The organism is Sebaldella termitidis ATCC 33386 (assembly GCF_000024405.1).
Taxonomy (GTDB): domain Bacteria; phylum Fusobacteriota; class Fusobacteriia; order Fusobacteriales; family Leptotrichiaceae; genus Sebaldella; species Sebaldella termitidis.
The window spans coordinates 3518272-3537809 of record NC_013517.1 but is presented as its reverse complement, the minus strand read 5'-3'; the positions used below and the strand labels follow the sequence as shown (position 1 = coordinate 3537809).

The 19538-nt window shown below is 34.9% G+C and carries 12 protein-coding genes; 9 read left to right on the top strand and 3 right to left on the bottom strand.

Annotation, left to right across the window (positions count from 1 at the left end; all coding sequences use genetic code 11):
* Positions 1 to 6 precede the first annotated feature (6 nt).
* Both gltX and STERM_RS16555 read left to right on the top strand, forming a co-directional pair.
* A complete protein-coding gene (gene gltX / locus STERM_RS16560; RefSeq protein WP_012862777.1) occupies positions 7 to 1521 on the top strand; it encodes a glutamate--tRNA ligase in 1515 nt (504 codons plus the stop codon).
* A gap of 475 nt (positions 1522 to 1996) precedes the next feature.
* The gene (locus tag STERM_RS16555; protein ID WP_012862776.1) at positions 1997 to 8647 is read left to right on the top strand and encodes an autotransporter domain-containing protein; all 6651 of its coding nucleotides are present in this window, start codon (positions 1997 to 1999) and stop codon (positions 8645 to 8647) included.
* Positions 8648 to 8708: 61 nt separating this feature from the next.
* Here STERM_RS16555 and blaOXA read toward each other — a convergent pair whose 3' ends face one another.
* Positions 8709 to 9542 (bottom strand): class D beta-lactamase, encoded by an 834-nt coding sequence (gene blaOXA, locus STERM_RS16550; protein ID WP_012862775.1) that lies wholly within the window; start codon positions 9540 to 9542, stop codon positions 8709 to 8711.
* A gap of 198 nt (positions 9543 to 9740) precedes the next feature.
* Between blaOXA and STERM_RS16545 the strand changes: the two genes are divergently transcribed.
* Positions 9741 to 10127, top strand: a complete 387-nt coding sequence (locus tag STERM_RS16545; protein ID WP_012862774.1) for a BlaI/MecI/CopY family transcriptional regulator — start codon at positions 9741 to 9743, stop codon at positions 10125 to 10127.
* Position 10128: 1 nt separating this feature from the next.
* Positions 10129 to 11919, top strand: coding sequence for a BlaR1 family beta-lactam sensor/signal transducer (locus STERM_RS16540; protein WP_012862773.1), 1791 nt, complete (start codon positions 10129 to 10131; stop codon positions 11917 to 11919).
* Between the two features lie 116 nt (positions 11920 to 12035).
* Here the strand turns inward: STERM_RS16540 and STERM_RS16535 are convergent, their stop codons facing one another.
* Together STERM_RS16535 and STERM_RS16530 are read right to left on the bottom strand one after the other, a co-directional pair.
* Positions 12036 to 12704 (bottom strand): MmcQ/YjbR family DNA-binding protein, encoded by a 669-nt coding sequence (locus tag STERM_RS16535; protein ID WP_012862772.1) that lies wholly within the window; start codon positions 12702 to 12704, stop codon positions 12036 to 12038.
* A 34-nt stretch (positions 12705 to 12738) separates the two neighbouring features.
* Complete coding sequence (locus STERM_RS16530) at positions 12739 to 13935, bottom strand: replication initiation protein (RefSeq protein WP_012862771.1); 1197 nt, start codon at positions 13933 to 13935, stop codon at positions 12739 to 12741.
* A gap of 424 nt (positions 13936 to 14359) precedes the next feature.
* Here STERM_RS16530 and STERM_RS16525 point away from each other — a divergent pair, with 424 nt between their 5' ends.
* From STERM_RS16525 to STERM_RS16505, 5 genes are all read left to right on the top strand, one after another.
* On the top strand, positions 14360 to 14665 hold the full coding sequence (locus STERM_RS16525; protein ID WP_012862770.1) for a PTS sugar transporter subunit IIB: 306 nt from the start codon (positions 14360 to 14362) through the stop codon (positions 14663 to 14665).
* 45 nt (positions 14666 to 14710) lie between these two features.
* A complete protein-coding gene (locus STERM_RS16520; RefSeq protein ID WP_012862769.1) occupies positions 14711 to 15034 on the top strand; it encodes a PTS lactose/cellobiose transporter subunit IIA in 324 nt (107 codons plus the stop codon).
* Between the two features lie 207 nt (positions 15035 to 15241).
* Positions 15242 to 16564, top strand: coding sequence for a PTS cellobiose transporter subunit IIC (gene celB, locus STERM_RS16515; RefSeq protein WP_012862768.1), 1323 nt, complete (start codon positions 15242 to 15244; stop codon positions 16562 to 16564).
* 75 nt (positions 16565 to 16639) lie between these two features.
* Entirely contained in the window at positions 16640 to 17965 is a 1326-nt protein-coding gene (locus STERM_RS16510) for a 6-phospho-beta-glucosidase (RefSeq protein ID WP_012862767.1), read from the top strand.
* Between the two features lie 78 nt (positions 17966 to 18043).
* Positions 18044 to 19480 carry a glycoside hydrolase family 1 protein gene (locus tag STERM_RS16505; protein ID WP_012862766.1) on the top strand — a complete coding sequence of 479 codons (1437 nt, stop codon included), beginning with the start codon at positions 18044 to 18046 and terminating at the stop codon, positions 19478 to 19480.
* The last annotated feature ends 58 nt before the right edge of the window (positions 19481 to 19538 follow it).

Here is a 19538-nt window from a genome sequence, read left to right as displayed (position 1 = left end):
GGAAAAATGGAAGGTAAAAGAGTAAGGGTAAGAATAGCACCTTCTCCAACTGGAGATCCGCATGTGGGGACTGCGTATATAGGGCTTTTTAACTATGCATTTGCCAAGAAAAATAACGGGGATTTTTTATTAAGAATAGAGGATACAGACAGAACAAGATTTTCAGCGGATTCTGAACAGCAGATCTTCGATGCTATGCACTGGCTGGGTCTTAATTATGATGAGGGACCGGATGTAGGCGGAGCAAAAGGACCGTACAGACAATCTGAAAGATTTCATATATATAAAGAATATGCAGAAAAGCTTGTGGAAAAGGGAGAAGCATATTACTGCTTCTGTACTCCTGAGAGACTTTCCAAGCTTAGAGAAAGACAAATAGCAATGAAGCAGGCACCGGGATATGACAGACACTGCAGAAATCTCACAGATGAGGAAGTAAAGCAGAAGCTCGCCGAAGGTGTATCTTATGTAATCAGACTGAAAATGCCTTATGAAGGTGATACTGTTGTTCATGACGAATTAAGAGGGGATATAGTTTTTGAAAACAGCAAAATTGATGATCAGGTATTATTAAAGTCAGACGGATTTCCGACTTATCATCTTGCTAATATAGTGGATGATTACTTAATGGAAATAACGCATGTAATCAGAGCTGAAGAATGGATAGCTTCCACACCTAAGCATATACAGCTGTATAAGGCTTTTGGATGGGAAGAACCGAAATGGTATCATATGCCTCTTTTGAGAAATGCAGATAAATCGAAGATATCGAAAAGAAAGAATCCCGTTTCTTTGAACTACTATGTAGAAGAAGGATATCTGAAAGAGGGTCTTTTGAACTTTCTTGCTCTTATGGGATGGAGCTTCGGAGGAGATAAAGAAATATTCAGTCTTGAAGAAATGATAGAGAATTTTTCTTTTGACAGAATCTCGCTTGGAGGGCCGGTTTTTGATCTTGTAAAGCTGGGCTGGGTAAATAATCAGCATATGAAGCTTAAAGATCTGAAAGAACTTACAAAACTTGCTCTGCCTTACTTTGTGAAAGCAGGGTATTATGAAAATGAAGATTTAAGTGATGAAGAATTTACAAAGCTTATGAGAATAGTGGAGATAGGAAGAGAGTCAGCACAGACATTAAAGGAGCTTCCTGAAAAATCAGTTATTTACTATGAAGATGATTTTGAACTTCCGAATTCTGAAGAGGCTGAAAATAAAAAAGAAAGAAAATCTATTGAAAAGCTTCGTTCATCAATGGAAACAGAAATTGGCAAAAAAGCGATAGATTTATTTGTAAATAAGATCAGTATGTTAAATGAAAAAATCAGTGAAGAGGAAGCTATAAAAATTCTGAATGAATTGCAGGAAGAGCTTGGTGAAGGACCTGCTGCAGTTCTTATGCCGATAAGAGCAGTACTTACAGGAAAAGCAAGAGGTGCAGATCTATATACTGTAATTGGAATTATCGGGAAGGAAAGAACACTGGGAAGAGTGAAGAAAACTAAAGAAAAATATAATTTATAGAATATCCAGTAAAATTAGCTGTGCAGACAGTAATATATTACGATTTGGATTTCTGGAAAAGACCGGATAGATTTTCGGTCTTTTCTATTACATAAAAATAAACGACGGGAAAATAAAGATATATATAATGAATATATATATGCAAATTTATATAAAATTTATATAAATATCAGATGGTACGAAATTTCTTTGAAAATGCTTATAATTGAAACCATAGTCAATTTGTATTGTTGACAAATTGCTTTAACAATGTTAGAATGAGCAGTCAAGTTTATGTATATCTGATGTTCGATAATTGTATGTGAAAATGAACTTGAGTTGAAATAAATTTTTCTGGATATAATAGCATCTGTAAATAAAACGGATTAACGGTTATTGTACATAAAACCAGGCTGTAGTTTTCAGAAAAGTTAATATCAGAATTAATCAGTAATTTCTAATTTTGAAATAATAATAAAATTAAGAGGAGAGAAGAATGTTAGGCAATAAGAGAATGTGCATGTTTTTAGCTTTAGGTTCTATAGCAAGTATTTATGCAGATAATAACAATAATATCTCTAAAAGTAAATATGAAAGACTTTATAATAATATAACCAAAAATATGGGAAGTAAAACAGCAGATGAAAATTATAGACTTTTAGAAAAAATATTAAATAAAAGAAATAAAGAGTTAAATGATTTGTATATGCAAAGTGATTATATTGTAAAACCTGAATATTTAGAATGGCAGATATTTTTTAGCGGGTTCTATAATAGCAATCACAGAGGCGGATCGAAAGAAACAGTGTCAAGTCTGGAAAAAGGAACGGCAAAATCTGTAGATCTGGGAATGTATATACCGGTAAAGGGAATTACAAGGGAAGATATAAAATTAAATATCAGTTCAGTGGATGCGCCGACAGTAAATGTAAATATGTCACCTGTAGCAGCTCCTCAGATAACAGCACCGGTTTTTACAGTGGGAGATTTTAGTTTTCCCGCAGCACCAAATGTGGTAGTACCGTATTTTGGAGTACAGAATTCATATCAGGGAAAATCTATAGGAGGAATAACAACTCTGGTTCGTTATAATACTTCCGGAAACAGAGCTTATGAAAATCTGAATGTAGAATCACCTACGGGAACTACGCTGAACATGGACGGAACAACAAATAACATATCAGTAACGGGAGCAGCTTCGTATAATAATGGTTCGTATACAGGGACAACAGCTGCTTCTTATACTCATACCGGTTATAGTACAGGATTTGCAGTACATAATATATCAAATAACGGTAATTTTGAAGTAAAAGGCAACTGGGATCTGATTATGACTAACGGAGCAAGTTATAATAACTGGGGCTTTTTAAGCTATAGACCATACTATGCAACATCAGACAGCAGGCTTGTATTTTCAGGAAACTTAAATTTGCAGGCAGATGATACTACATCTTCGTTTTCATCAACAGGACTTGTCGGATTAAGTCTTAATCTGACAAATTCAAATCCGAACTCTGGTGCAAAAGCAGTTCTTGAAAATACGGGAACAATAACAATAAAAAATGGAACACAATCCGGACAAAGCGGGATAGCAATGCAGCTGGACAGGGGAACTGCATCATCTTCAATGGCAGGAGAGCTGATCAATTCAGGGAATATCATAATAGAACTGAATACAGGAAACGTATCGGGATCAACAGGAGGAGTAGGAGTATTTGTTGCAGTAGACCCGTACACAAGGCCTATTCTGATAAAGCCCGGTAATATAAGTGTTACCGGAGAAGGAAACCGGGCTGTGGAAATCGGAGCTTCAGTATATGGAAGTAATGATTATGTAAATTCAACAATAGAAATAGATGGATCAAACGGGAAAATAATACTGGAAGGTACCAAAAATGTCGGGTTATATGTTCAAAGAGGTTTGAGTACCACAGGAAACAATATTTTAGATAATGTAAAAAATATGGATATATATATAAACGGAACAAATACACCGGCAGTATCAAGAGAAACACAGTCTGCAACGTTAAAAACAATGGATATGATATTAAATGATACTGTAATAAAAAAAGTAGAATTCGGAGCAGACTCCAAGCAAAGTTCTATAGTAAAAGTGAGTTATGGAAAAGTAACGCTGGACAGCAGTCTTATTAATTCCATAGTCCCTATTAATGCAGGAACTCAAAATTCTATAGTGTCAGGTTCATATGGAACAGTAATAAAAAATTATATGCCTATTACAATAAATCCGGGGGCAATAGCAATGACCGGAATAATAACTAACGGGACCTTTGAAAATTACGGGGATATCGTAAATAATTCTTCTTCATTTACAACTCAGTGGGGAAGTAATTACGGGAGTCTGGGTCTTGTAGTCAGCGGAATGGTAGCGGGTGAATATGGTTTAAATAAAGGTAATATTGAAATGAACGGTAATTATGCCACTGCTGTTTATAATAACGGATTAAGTCTGACATCTGAAAACAGCTATATAGAGGTGAACGGTAAACAACCGACAGCGGTCTACAGCGGATCGGGTTCTTTATATGTAAACGGGGCATATCAGAATACTTCGTCAGAAACAAATATTACTACAGACAGACTTGAAGTAAATGGCGACGGGGGAGCAGCTTTATTTTCAAAAGGCGGGAATATTACCCTGCAGTCCCAAACTCCAGGACAGGCTATGGAATTAACAGTAAACGGAAAGGACAGCTTTGCATTCTTTTTTCAAAAAGATAACTATACCACTCTGACAGGGAAAACAGTAATTAATGGTGATGTAAATGCAAACTTGAAAAACGGGGCAATAGGATATTATTATGAAGGCAGCGGAATATCAAATACTGTTGATCTTCAGGGATATGTAAACAGCGTAACTGATGCTTCAAACGGGAAGCTTACTATAAATACAGATTCAGACAGCTTTAATATAGCAGTAAAAAATGCAAAGGTAAATTTAAGTGATCTGAAGGATCTGTCAGGAAATTCTTCAATAGAGTTTATCGGTTCAGGGAAATCCAAGCTGACTTCATCACTGCTGGTAATAGATACAGATTCCAATATAGATAAAAACAATAATACAGGAGATAAAACATACAGAAATACTGAAATAGGAAAATCCGGAGTATCTGTAAACCAAGGTGTGACAATAAGCGGAACTGAAGATAATCTGGTAGCAATAGGACAGAGCTATAAGGCGAATGAGTATAACAGAATAAACAGCGAAAATAACGGGATAATTACTCTTAGCGGAAATAAATCTATAGGTATTTATACTCAAAGAGCAGGGCAGACTAATACAGGCGCTCTAAATTTGAACGGTGAAAGCAGTATAGGGATGTATACTACTGCCGGAACTGTCAGAAACAGCAGTGAGATAAATATTGGAAATAACGGTGTGGGAATTTATGCGGAAACTTATCCGGAACCAAATGATTACACAACTTCTTATGCAAGTTTTGATGTATATAATTCCGGGAAAATAACTGCATCTTCAGGTAAAAAGGCCATAGGAATTTATGTAAATGAAAATTCAAGCGGAGGATATTACGGACAGGGAACTCTGTATCTCGAAGACGGGAGTGATATTGATGTAAGCGCTTCAAAAGGCGGTGTAGGAATATACTCCAATAAATCTTATGTTTCAGGTAACGGACTTAATAAAATAACAGCAGGGGAAAACGGAACAGGAATATATATTAAAGATAATACTGTATCCCTTAGTAATCTGGAGCTAAATCTGAAGGGAGATAATTCTGTGGGTATATATACTGACGGAACTTCATCTTTCTCAGGAACAGGAACGGTAAATGTAGACGGGAAAGGAATAGTAATATTTAACGTAGCCGGTTCAGGATATTTTAATCAGAGTTTTTCCGTTAATTCTACGGTTGATTCACAGTATATAGTACAGAATATAAAAGACAGAACCATGTTTTATGATTCGTATGCTTCTTTGGGAGCCGGAGGAACATTTACTTCCGGAATTAATTCGGCAGTATTGCTCGGAAGTAATTCATATTTAGATGCGGCAGGAGATAATATGGTGGGGATAGCCCTTACAGGTGCTTATTCAGGCGGGCTTCCCGTAACTATAAATGGTGAAGCTGTAAATCATGAAGCAACTAATAAAGGAGTAATAAATTTCGGCGGCAGCAAATCAACAGCAATTTATGTAACAAATGGTGCTAAGGCAAAAAATGAAGGTTCTGTATATATGGGGAATTCTTCTGTGGGATTGTATGGGAGCGGTGCAGGTACCAGCATTGAAAATTCCGGATATATAGGAATCGGAGCGGGATCATCAGGGCTTTATATAAAAGATGGCAGCGCTGTCTCGAATTCGGGTGTAATTAATAGTACAGGCGAAAAGGCTGTAGGTATTTATATCGACGGAACAGCTGATATTACAGGAGAAAATAACGGAACTATAAAATTAACAGGTGATAAATCTGTAGGAGTATATATTACATCTGGAGGTATAAAAACCTTTAATAATAATAATTCTGTAGAATTAGGCGGTTCAGTGAGCGCGGCTGATCCGAGTATAGGGATATTCAATAATAATTCTCAGGGAACGGTTAATAATTCCACTGACATGATACTGGGTGAAAAATCTATAGGTATCTATAATAAAGGCGGTATAATAAATCATACAGCCGGAGATATAAAAATTGCTCCGGCAGGTACCGGGATATATATGAATGCCGGGAATCTGAATCTTACAGGCGGGAAATTGTTATTAAGCGGTGAAAAAACAGTAGGAATTTATGCGACAAACGGTGCCGTAACTGATAATAATGCTGAGATAAGTGTAAGCAGCGGCAGTTATGGTGCAGTGTTAAGCGGGAATGCAGTCTATACCGGAAGAAATATATCTCATTTGGAAGATACGGGTGTTTTGATTTATTCTGACGGTAAAACAACTGTTATTAATGAAACAGGGGCGGACCTGAATATGTCAGGTTCTGACTCAATAGGCTTTTACATGATAAATGGCGGGGATATAACAAATAAAGCCGCAATAAATGGTGACAACGGAACTGCAAATATGGGAATATATAATAAAGAAGGCAGTATAAATAACAGCGGTGATATAAAAATCGGTAATTCTGTTATAACAGATCCGGATAATCCTTTTGCTAATAAGTACGCAGTGGGAGTCTACGGAGAAAATGTACAGAATATGCAAAACAGCGGAAATATATCTATTGGTTCCGATGCAGTAGGTTTTTACTCGATAAATAATATAAATGAATCTCTGAATACTGGAAATATAACATCTGTGTCAGAAAAAGCAGTGGGGATATACATAGAGCAGGGAGCAGTAAGAAATGAAGGCAATATTACATTATCGGGAGACGGAAGTATCGGAATAGCCGGAACAAGAAATACTGAGATTACAAATGCAGGAATTATAACAATGAATGGTAACGACAGTATGGGTATTTATGCTAATGCCAATTCGAAGGTAATAAATGAAAGTACGGGAAAGATATATATAAACGGAAATAACAGTACAGGAATACAGCTTTCAGGAGGTTCAATACTTGAAAATCACGGACTGATAGAAATAGCTTCCGGAACAATAGGTTCTGTACAGGTAGTAACCGGAGAAGCGGCATATACTCCTCCAAGTATAATAAACGCAGGAATTATAAAGGTGGATGAAAAATTCGAGCTGAACGGCTTTGATCTTATTATAAAGCCTGATCCGTCAAGCTTTAGAGTACCTACAGCAGAAGAGGTTGCTCTAAATGGTTATTCGCCGGAAGATATAAACGGCGGTTTTCTTCTAAGCAACAGTGTGAGTATAGTGGCACCGGGATTTAATTTTGGTGACAATGTTGCAAAAATAGACCCGTTATTTACTCAGGGAACTAATGCAAGGGTGTATAAATTTGAAAATGTATTTGATCCTACTACTCCGGGCGGAGGACAAAATACCGGAGAAGTGTCTGTAAAAAGTACTTCAGTGACATTTGATGCAATTCCGGTAACGAATGCACAGGGGAAAATAGATATATGGATGGAAAAGATCAATTATGACAACTTTACACAAGGAGCATGGTATGACGGCTTTGCCAAAAATATAGAAAATAAATATCTAAATGCACAGGGTGATGCACTGAAAATTTATGACAGGCTTGATCTTATAAAAGATGAAAATACATTAAGAGATAGTTTAGAGCAGCTTTCGGGAAGCATGTATGCCAATATAAACCAAAGAGAACAGGATATTTACGGTGTACTAAATAATGCCTTGTTTACACTGCAGAATTCAGAGAACAACACAAAAGAAAATGTAAAAATAAATGTAATAGCAGGTAAAGGAAGCACTAAGGAAGATACGAGCGGAGTAGAGTCATATGATTATAATACAGTAGGTGTACTGGCGCTTAGGGAAGTAGAAAGAACATACAGACATACATTTGGTTATTCACTTGGGTATACAAGAACTGATTTTCAGATGAAGAATACTGATAATGAGGATCAGGCAGATACTATACAGCTTGGATTACATAATAAATATACTGTAAACGGATGGAATTTCCGAAATGACCTGCTGGGAAGAGTGAGCTTCCATACAAATGACAGAAGCATTACATGGTATGATAAAACAAAGTCAGATATGAAATCGGATTATAATGTATACGGTCTAAGCTCATTAAATGAAATTGGAAAAGACTTTGAAATAGGGCGGAATGTAAAGATGGTACCTTATACAGGTCTGGAGCTGGGATATATGACACATGAAAGCTTTGAGGAGAGCGGAGCTGCCGAAAGTCTGAAGGTGGAAAGCAATGATGCTTACAGTATAAAGCCAAGTATAGGTGTAAGACTGGAAGCGGAAAAAAGGCTCGGATCGGAGTCAAACTGGAAAATCAAGGGTAATATAGGAGCAGGTTATGAATATGAGCTTGGAAATATGAACAGACAGGAAGAAGCCGGTCTTTCAGCAATAGAAGAAGGTCATCATAAACTGGCACAGACAGCTGAGGATAAGGGGAGATTAAAGACAAACGGTATAATAGGGGTGGAATTAAAAGACAGATATGGAATATTCCTTACAGGAGAATACGGAATAGGAAATGAAAAGAAAGAAGATTATAAAGTAGGAGTTTCTTTTAAGGCTTCATTTTAGGAATAAGAGGACTGTAACATTTTTGAAGTGGTACAGTCCTTTTTATTTTTCACAGAAGATATTACATAACTCCCATATCCTGAAAAATATTAAAAGTAATAGTTTTTCTCAGATTCAGGAAATCATCATTTTTATCAGGTTCGTCCTGCTGTAATCTTGTAGCAAAAAAATAAACATTGTCTTTGGTTTCTATATAACCAACATACCAGCCTATATCCAGAGTTTTTACCAATCCGCTTCCGGTTTTGGCTCTTAAGGTATATGAGTCTGTCTTTTTCTCAATCATTACATTTTTTACAATATTATAGGTTCTTTTTGAAAGCGGATATTTTTCATCATAAAGCCCGGATAAGAAATTTATTTGTTCAGCAGGTGAAATAACAAGTGTATTATCCAGCCAGAAATAATCCGGTATTCCTGAAAGCTTTTGATTTCCGTAATTAAATTCTTTCAGATATTTTCTGTATTTATCAATTCCGACCCTTCTTGACATTTCCCTGTGAAACCAGACAGTGGAATTTTTAAAAGCAGTTTTTAAGTCTGTATCTGCATTATGTGCTGGAAATTCTCTTATAACTCCGTCCCATTTCAAAACTTCATTTTCATCTTTTACAGCATATTCTTCAATGCTTATCAGTGAATTTGGTATTTTGAAGGTAGAGGCCGGAAGAGTTCGTTTCTCTGAGTCTTTTTTGTCGCTATAGTACCATTTTTTATTTTTATAATCATAAATGGTAATACTTCCTTTTATATTCAGATCGTCAAAGTATTTTTGAAGATTTTCCTCCTGGATTCCTCCGGAAGCAGCATTGTTAACAGTATTTTCTGATTTTGGCTGGGCTTTGCACAGAATAGTAGAAAAAGCCAGCATAATAACTAATAGAATTCTTTTCATGATTTTCTCCTTATTATTTTGATAGAAATAAGTATTATTATAATACTCTTTAAAATTAAATCTTACATATGTAATTTTTTATATCTTACACTTGTAAGATAAATTTGTCAAGAAAAATTTTTATAAAAAAATTACTTATAATCCCTTTGAAATTGTGGTATAATAAATTTATTACATTTGTAAGAATTGGAGGCTGTTATGAAAAATTCATTTTCTATTTCAGAAGCAGAATATCAGGTTATGAAATTAATTTGGGACAAAGCCCCTGTGAGTACAAAGGAAGTTACTGAAATTCTCACAGTTGAAAGCTCGTGGAAGCCTAAGACAATACAGACACTGCTTTCGAGATTGGTAAAAAAGGGTGCGATAGGCTATAAAAAAGAGGGGAGAGTATTTGTGTATACTCCGCTGATAAAAGAGGAAGATTATGTGGAACAGGAAAGCAGCAGCTTTTTGAATAAATTTTATGACGGTGCCCTGAATTCTATGGTAGTTAACTTTTTGGAACAGGATAAGCTTACGGAAAATGATATAAATGAACTAAAGAAAATTCTTGATATGGAAAAAGACAAGAAGGGGAAATAATATGATCAGGACGAATTTTATCTGTTTTTTGATGAATTCTTTTACAATATCTGTTTTTATTTTAGTTATTCTGGGAATAAAAGGTATATTTAAAAAACATATTACTGCAAAATGGCAGAATAATACTGATTTTTTATTTCTGTTAATATTAGCTGTACCTTTTATACCAAGCAGAATTTTTGATTACAGAGTTTTGAATAATTTTACGTTTCATAAGCTGAATGCAGGTCAGATTACAGAAATCGGAATGGCGGGAAACGACAGAAGCGGGACTTTAGTACATGCTGCTGACTGGATTCAGGATTTTGGCGTATCTGCCAATCATTCAATGCCTGAATATATTGTCTTATTTTTGATAGGAGTATGGGCTGCCGGAATTTTCATATTTTTATTTCTCATAATTATGGGCAGTTTTAGACTTGGAAAAATCGGAAAATCACTAATTTTTGTGAGAGATAAGAAAATAAACGATCTTTATGCGGAATGCTGCAATATACTTAAAATAAGCAAGAAACCTGTGATGGGGACGTCTTCTCTTACCCGGGTTCCGGTAACAATGGGAGTCTTTCGGTCATATATCGTACTTCCTGAAAAAATATCCGAGCAGTTCAGCTCAAAAGAGATAAAATATATTTTTTTACATGAACTGAATCATTATAAAAGCAGGGACGTTTTGATTAACTGGATAATGCTGTTTTTTCAGGTTATTTACTGGTTTAATCCGCTGATATGGCTGATTTTTAAGCAGATACGCATTGACAGAGAAATAGCTTGCGATGCTGCAGTGCTGAAAGTGCTTGATGAAACCTCTTTTCATGATTACGGATATACTATTATAAATTTTATAACAAAATTATCTGAAACTCCTCACATGTTTATGACAGCAAGTTTGGGAGGAACTAAAAAAGAACTCAAAAAGCGAATAAAAAAAATAGCGGTTTATACCAGAGAAACAATCAGCATGAAAATAAAGAGTTTTTTTGTTTTTACGGGACTGAGTGTTTTTTTGCTGAGTCAGATTCCGGCTGTAACACAGATGGCTTATACTGAAAAGTATGATTTTCGGGGAAAAAATATTGTTTATGAAGATCTCAGCACTTATTTCAGGGGATTTAACGGAAGCTTTGTTTTATATAACATGAAAAATGATCAGTATTTTATTTATAACAGGGATAAAAGTATCACCAGAACAGCACCTGATTCTACCTATAAGATATATGACGCACTTATCGGGCTGGAGCTGGGAATAATAAAAAATGATGATTCTGTTATGAAATGGGACGGGAAAAAGAATCCTTATCAAGTGTGGGATCAGGATCAGACTCTTGAAAGTGCATTAAGAAATTCCGTAAACTGGTATTTTCAGGAAATCGATAAAAAAGCCGGGAAAAAACAGCTTTATTCTTATTATAAAAAAATAGCCTACGGAAATTATAATCTTGCCGGAGATATATCAGATTACTGGATGGGTTCTTCTTTACGGATTTCTCCGGTGGAGCAGGTTTTACTGCTGAAAAATTTTTATACAGGCAGTTTGGATTTCAGTAATAAAAACATAAAAACTGTAAAAAATGCAATGAAATTATCAGAAAATAACAAAGCTGCCCTTTATGGAAAAACAGGAACCGGAGCAGTAAACGGAAAGAATGTAAACGGCTGGTTTGTGGGCTTTGTGGAAAAGGAAGATAATGTATTTATTTTTGCCGTGAATATTCAGGGAAAGGATGATGCAGGCGGGAAAAAAGCAGCAGAGACTGCATTGGCTGTTTTGAAAGATAAGAATATATATTAACAGAATATGTATTTTCAAGAGGAATCAGCAAAAAAACAGACTGTATAAAAAATCATTTTTAGGACAGTCTGTTTTTGTATATTAATGCTTTAGTTATTAGTTCAAAAGCCAAGGAGCTATTGTGCCAGTGTATAACTTTTATCAATATGTGAAAAAATTTCTTCTATTGGAACCGAGCCGTCAAGGCAGATAGTGAACCAGTGTTTTTTATTCATATGGTAACCGGGAAAATATTTTTTGTTGTCAATAAGGCTGATCAGCTCTTCAGGCTTAATTCTCAAATCAATTATTTCAACTATGCCGTCTTCTTTCAGTCCTAATTTGTGCTTTTGAAGAATTAGTAATGCTGCATACCATTTATTACTGTCCTTACGGCGAAAAACCGCATTATCAGGAAATTTCTTCCATAAAAACTGAAGTTCGTCATTGTATTTTTTTCTGACATATTCAATAACCAGTTTTGAATATTCACTTTTAAATGTATCATTATCAAAACAGTTTTTTATAATATCATTAAGAATTCTGTTATGTTCTTCACGGACTTTTCCGACGAAGCCCCCGTATGAATTGGAAACCTTATGAACAATGTAAAGTTCTTTTGAAAGCGTATCTCTGATTTCTGTTGATAATTTTCCGGCTTCTGTTATAATTACTGTCATTTCAAGCTGATCATTTACTAATTTGGCAGAATAGATGTAATTTTTCTCCCTTTTTATAAATCCATAGGAAAGAAGCCGCTTTATATCTGCTTTTTTATTTTTAAACAAAATATCCGTATCAGTCATAAAAATTCTCCTTTCATAGTAAGGAAGGAGCCTGCTATACTTCCTTATGAATATATATTCTGATAATACTTTCCTCTTTTACATTATATTTTATGAATATTCTCACAGAATCATTAGTAAAATCAAACTCTTCCTTATCCTTAAGCTTTATTATTTTTTTGAAAAAATCTGAGTAATAAAGTCTGTTTACATCATCGTAATCAGGAATTTCACTGCTGACTTTATTCAAATGTCTCCAAAGATTCATCTGAAGTATAAAAGGTGTCTTAAAGTGTGCAATATCCTCTACATAAAGTGTATATTTATCTGTTTTTTCAGTATTGCCGAGATCGTATAAAAGAGCTCTTTTCAGGTGCTTTTCTATATTGTCGGTATAATTGGCAAGTACATATTTTATATTGAGAAGTACATAGTCATAGTTTCTTTTTACTATATAAAGAAGAATAAGCTCGTACATCTCATTTATATTGGTTATGTGAGACTTAACCATATTCAGGAGTTCATTGGCAGCATATTTTACATCAAAGTAATTGCCGGGTTTTTTATTGTTAAGTATGAATTTTATTGCGGTAACCTTGTTATTTATGTTTTTTCCGGTTTTCATCTTATAATATGAAAGATTATATTTACTGAAAGTTACTATATCCTCAATTGCTTTTTTCAGAATGTATTTTTCAAAATCATAAAATCTTTCATAGCTGGTTTCGGCATTAAGTATATTTTTGAGCTTATCCAGTTCGATATTTACTTCTTTTTGATTATAAAAAAGCGGAATAAGATATAAATAAAGATTATAAGAGAAATTTTCCTCCATAAAAATAAATTTATCTATTTTCAGGTATGAAAAAAGAGTCTTTTCCACAAAAGATAGGAGTATCTCTTCGGAAAGAAGAAAATAGACCTTGCCTTTATATACAGAATAAGAGTTTATAATTCCGAAGCTCCCGTTCTGCAGAAGTTTGTTATCCTCCTCAATTCTGTAAAAAACTCTTTTACTGATAATATTATTAAGAAATTTTTCAAGACGTGCGATGGAATCGTAATTTAAAATACTTAATATATCTTCGGTTTTATAGGATATTTCCGAGTTATTTTTATCGATAATACCGCAGCTGATATAAAGGGTTTTTAAAAATTTTTTTTCTTTCTTATTTAATGATTTATTTGTAAAAACTGAAAAATTATGTTTTTTTAGAAAATTAAACTGTTGGGAATTATATATATTTAGCATTACAACTCCTTTATTAAAATTTCATATATTCCATATTTTTATACCTTTGGATTTTCAAAATCCGAATTTTCTATATGGAAAGTACTTTGAATGAATTATAACAAAAATATGAAAAAAAAGCTATAATTATTAAAATTATATTTAAAAAATGGGGTTTTTTGAAAAAATTTTCAAGAAAAATAAAAATATAATAACTTTTTTTTGCCAAAAACAGACGAAAAAACAATATTTTTTTTGAAGATTTAAGAATAAAAAGCTTAAAAACGGCAAAAATAAAATTTTTATCAGAAAAAAGCAGACGAAAAAATAAAGCTTTTTTACTAAATTTGACATATAAGAAAAATAGGTTATTATATAGGTAAGATGAATTTATGCAAGAAACAATTAAATTATTAAATTAACATTTTAGAGGAGGAAATTCACTATGAAAAGAATTTTATTATGCTGCGCAGCAGGGATGTCTACAAGTCTGCTTGTGACAAAAATTAAAAAGGCTGCAGATGAACAGGGAATTGAAACAGAAGTTTGGGCAGAGCCGCTTGAAAAAGTAAGAGATCACGTAGGAAATGCCGATGTACTTTTATTAGGTCCGCAGGTAAAATACGCATTAAGCGATCTGAAAAAAGTGGCTGATGAAAAAGGAATACCTATTGATGTAATAAATATGATGGATTACGGAATGATGAACGGGCCAAAGGTTTTGGAACAGGCTTTGAAATTAATCGGTTAATTTTTTGAAAATGTAAATATAAATTTATTATTTAGGAGATGACATATGGAAATGGATATAGAAATGATTGCAATGAGCTTAATAGGTCATGCAGGAGAAAGTAAAAGCTATTCTTTTCAGGCTTTGAGAGAAGCAAAGGTCGGTAACTTTGAAGAAGCTGACAGCTATATAAAGAAAGCAAATGAAGAGATGCTGAAAGCACATGAAATACAGACAGATCTTATAACAAAGGAAGCAGGCGGAGAAAAAGTAGAGCTGGGTCTTATAATGGTTCATGCACAGGATCATCTGATGGGGTCAATTCTGTTCAAAGATATGGTAATAGAAATGATAGATTTATATAAAAGAGTGGATGCTCTGGAGGGTTAAAGCTTTTTTGCAGGATATGAAATTTATCCTGTATAAATAAATTCCAAGAACTTGGGCAGATAAACTTTATAACAGGGGTATTATGTCCATAAGTTTGGAATTTTATTCCTTAAAACATTAATTTTATGCATAATTATCATTGTTTTTTGATGAAGATGTTAAAGAATTTTAGTATAATATTATATATAGAAATTGAGGAGGAATATTATGGCAGGAGCAATGGACGGGGTTATAGGATTTCTGGAAAAACATTTAATGCCTGTAGCAGGAAGAATAGGAAATCAAAAACATGTTCAGGCAATAAGAGATGGAATTATAGTTACAATGCCGCTTACAATAATAGGATCAGTATTTTTAATAATAGGAAACTTTCCGATACCGGCATACACAAAATGGCTGGCGGAAACAGGAATAGCTGAAAAGCTGGGGTATCCGGTAACAGCATCCTTCGGACTAATGGGAGTAATAGCCTGTATAGGTATAGCATACAGACTTTCTGAAAAATATAATGTAGATGCGCTTACAGGGGCAGTGTTGTCTTTATGTACTTTCGTTCTTGTAACACCTTACAACATCCCGTTTTTACAAGACGGTAAAGAAATAGGCACTGTAGGCGGAATCGCATTTAGCTTTTTAGACAGTGGAGGATTATTCGTAGGTTTGATAATGTCAATATTTACTGTGGAAATATACAGAATAATTGTACAAAAAGATATTATTATAAAAATGCCTGACGGAGTACCGCCTGCAGTGGCAAAGTCATTCGCAGCCCTGATTCCGGGAATGATAATATTAACTGTAGTATGGATAATCAGACTTGGATTAATGTACACTCCATTTGAGGATATGCATAATATAGTAAGAGTAATACTGGTAGGACCGCTTACAAAAATCGGAGGAACATACTGGGGAGCTCTCGTAGTAACACTGCTTATTCACTTATTGTGGATGACGGGAATTCACGGTGCAGCCCTTATAATGGGAATAATCTCTCCGGTAACTTATAAGCTTATGGCGGAAAATAATGCTGCTTATATGGCAGGAGCAAGAGGAACAGAATTACCTCACGTTGTAACAACACAGTTTTTTGATATATTCCAGTCAATGGGCGGATCAGGATCTACATTCTCACTTGCAATAATATTATTCCTCTTCTCAAAGAGCAAACAGCTGAAAGAAATAGGAAAACTGGCTGTAGGACCGGCATTCTTCAATATTAATGAACCGATTCTTTTCGGGCTTCCTATAGTAATGAACCCGCTTATGCTGATACCGTTTGTACTGTCACCGGTAGTGGTAATTACAATAACATACTGGTCAATGAAATTAGGACTGGTGTCAAGACTCGCAGGTATAGCGATACCATGGACAACACCGCCTGTTCTCGGAGGGGCACTGGCTACGGCGAGTATATCCGGAGGAGTAATACAGGTAATAAGTATGGTATTGACTTTCTTTATATATTATCCATTCTTTAAAATAATGGATGCGCAAAAATTAAAAGAAGAGCAGGCAGCAGTTAGTGCATAAAAGGTGATAAAGTGATATAATATAATAAATATATATATTCAACTAACAAATTTTATATAAGGAGATGATGGTAACATGTCAAAAATTAAAATTGTAACTATTGGCGGAGGTTCCAGCTACACACCGGAACTGATTGAGGGATTTATTAAGAGAAGTGCGGAGCTTCCAATAAGGGAAATTTGGCTTGTTGACATAGAAGAGGGGAAAGAGAAGCTTGAAATAGTGGGGAATCTGGCAAAACGTATGGTAGAAAAAGCTGGACTGGACTGGCAGATACATCTGACTCTGGACAGAGAAGAAGCTTTGAAAGGTGCTGATTTCGTAACAACACAATTCAGGGTTGGTTTCCTTGATGCTCGTATAAAAGATGAAAGAATACCTTTTGAAAATGGTCTGCTTGGTCAGGAAACAAACGGTCCCGGCGGAATGCTGAAAGCATTTCGTACAATTCCGGTAATTCTTTCTATAGTTGAAGACATGAAAAGACTTTGTCCTGATGCATGGCTCGTAAACTTTACAAATCCGGCAGGAATGGTAACAGAAGCAGTATTGAAGTATGGGAAATATGAAAAAGTGGTGGGACTGTGCAATGTTCCTGTAAACCATATGATGAGCGAATCAAAGCTTCTTGGCAAGGATGCCAGTGAATTGTTTTTCCACTTTGCAGGATTAAACCACTTTGTATGGCACAAGGTATATGATAATAAAGGTAATGATATAACAGGAGAAGTAGCTGCGAAAGTAATAAGCGAAGAAGAAGCAGGAGTGGCTAATATAGAAGTAATGCATTTTCTTCAGGATCAGCTTGATCACTTAGGAATGATACCGTGTTATTATCACAGATACTATTATCTTCAGGACGATATGCTTCAAAAAGGACTTGAAAGCTATAAAAATGAAGGAACTCGTGGTGAAGTGGTAAAAAGAGTGGAAGAAGAATTATTTGAACTATATAAAAATCCAGACTTAAAAGATAAGCCTACACAGCTTGAAAAAAGAGGAGGAGCATATTATTCAGATGCTGCATGTGAATTGATAAATTCAATACATAATGACAAAAAAATATTAATGGTAGTAAATACGCGTAATAACGGAACAATAGATGATCTTCCTTATGACTGTGCTATAGAAACTACTGCATATATAACTGCATCCGGTCCAAGACCTCTTAATTTCGGGAAATTTCCTACTGCACAAAGAGGATATATCCAGATAATGAAAGCAATGGAAGAACTTACAATAGAAGCGGCTGTAACTGGAGATTATAAAATAGCATTAGAAGCATTCATTACTAATCCTTTAGTACCTGGAAGCACTATCGGTAAAAAGGTATTAGATGAATTATTAATAGCTCACAAAAAATATCTTCCTCAGTTTAAAGATTTTTTTGACAAACAATAGATGAAAATCAGCCGTAATGGCTGATTTTATAATGATAAAAGAACAGATGGAATAAATATTTATCAGGAGGTGTATTTAATGATACATAAAAAGCTGGATAATTTTCCGGAAGGATTTTTATGGGGATCAGCTTCGGCGGCATATCAGGTCGAAGGGGCATGGGATACTGACGGAAAAGGAAAGTCAATATGGGATGATTTTGTAAGAATTCCCGGAAAGACTTTTATGGGGACAAATGGTGATGTAGCTGTGGATCACTATAACAGATATAAGGAAGATGTGGCTCTCATGGCTGAAATGGGACTGAAAGCTTACAGATTTTCTATAGCCTGGGCAAGAATTTTTCCGGAAGGTACAGGAAAAATATGTCAGGAAGGTCTGGATTTTTATAATAATCTTATTGATGAACTGATAAAGCATGATATAGAGCCGATAGTTACTGTATATCACTGGGATCTGCCGCAGGCACTGCAGGATTTATACGGCGGCTGGGAAAACCGACAGATAATAGAGGACTTTAATAATTACTGTATTACTTTATTTGAAAATTTTGGAGACAGAGTAAAATACTGGGTAAGCCTGAATGAACAAAATATTTTTATAGGACTGGGATATCTCAGAGCTATGCATCCGCCGGGTGTAACGGATTATAAAAGAATGTACGAGGCTAATCATATAGCCAGTCTTGCCAATGCAAAAGCGATAAAGTCATTCAGAAAAATAGTTCCGGACGGAAAGATAGGACCGAGCTTTGCTTTGAATCCGGGATATCCTGCCACATGTAATCCCGAAGATGTACTGGCATTTGAAGATGAAGAGGAATTAAACGCACACTGGTGGATGGATGTTTATGTATGGGGTGAATATCCTATAGCCGGAATGAAATTTCTCAAAGAAAAAGGATGGGCACCTACAGTTCTTGAGGGAGATACAGAGCTTCTGAAAGAAGGGAAACCTGATTTTATGGGTGTTAACTATTATAGAACAGGAACATTTGAAAAAAATCCTCTTGACGGCGTGGGAATTGGTGGATTTAATACTACGGGAAAAAAAGGAACTACACAGGAGGAAGGAGTTCCCGGAGCATATAAAACAAAGAGAAATGAATATCTGGAAACTACCAACTGGGACTGGGAAATAGATCCTACAGGGCTTAGAATAGGAATGAGAAGAATAACAAGCAGATATAAGCTTCCGATCCTTATTTCGGAAAACGGTCTTGGTGAATTTGATAAGCTTGAAGAGGGAAATATAATTAATGATGATTACAGGATTGATTATATAGAAAAGCATCTCAGAGCCTGCAAAGAAGCAATTACTGACGGTGTAGACCTTATAGGCTACTGCACTTGGAGTTTTACCGACCTGCTAAGCTGGCTGAACGGATATCAGAAGCGTTATGGTTTTGTTTATGTGGACAGAGATGAACAGGATGAAAAAGAAATGGCAAGATATAAGAAAAAAAGTTTCTACTGGTATAAAGATGTAATAATGAATAATGGCAAAGATATATAGGTATTTGAGAACAGTTTAAAAAATGAAAGTAAAAAATGAAAAAATAGTGTATAAGTGC

Excerpts from the sequence above, each read along its gene's own strand:
- blaOXA (WP_012862775.1), bottom strand. The coding sequence starts at position 9,542 with ATGAAAAGAATTCTATTAGTTATTATGCTGGCTTTTTCTACTATTCTG.
- gltX (WP_012862777.1), top strand. The coding sequence starts at position 7 with ATGGAAGGTAAAAGAGTAAGGGTAAGAATAGCACCTTCTCCAACTGGA.
- STERM_RS16540 (WP_012862773.1), top strand. The coding sequence starts at position 10,129 with ATGATCAGGACGAATTTTATCTGTTTTTTGATGAATTCTTTTACAATA.
- celB (WP_012862768.1), top strand. The coding sequence starts at position 15,242 with ATGGCAGGAGCAATGGACGGGGTTATAGGATTTCTGGAAAAACATTTA.
- STERM_RS16520 (WP_012862769.1), top strand. The coding sequence starts at position 14,711 with ATGGAAATGGATATAGAAATGATTGCAATGAGCTTAATAGGTCATGCA.
- STERM_RS16555 (WP_012862776.1), top strand. The coding sequence starts at position 1,997 with ATGTTAGGCAATAAGAGAATGTGCATGTTTTTAGCTTTAGGTTCTATA.
- STERM_RS16530 (WP_012862771.1), bottom strand. The coding sequence starts at position 13,935 with ATGCTAAATATATATAATTCCCAACAGTTTAATTTTCTAAAAAAACAT.
- STERM_RS16525 (WP_012862770.1), top strand. The coding sequence starts at position 14,360 with ATGAAAAGAATTTTATTATGCTGCGCAGCAGGGATGTCTACAAGTCTG.
- STERM_RS16545 (WP_012862774.1), top strand. The coding sequence starts at position 9,741 with ATGAAAAATTCATTTTCTATTTCAGAAGCAGAATATCAGGTTATGAAA.
- STERM_RS16535 (WP_012862772.1), bottom strand. The coding sequence starts at position 12,704 with ATGACTGATACGGATATTTTGTTTAAAAATAAAAAAGCAGATATAAAG.
- STERM_RS16505 (WP_012862766.1), top strand. The coding sequence starts at position 18,044 with ATGATACATAAAAAGCTGGATAATTTTCCGGAAGGATTTTTATGGGGA.
- STERM_RS16510 (WP_012862767.1), top strand. The coding sequence starts at position 16,640 with ATGTCAAAAATTAAAATTGTAACTATTGGCGGAGGTTCCAGCTACACA.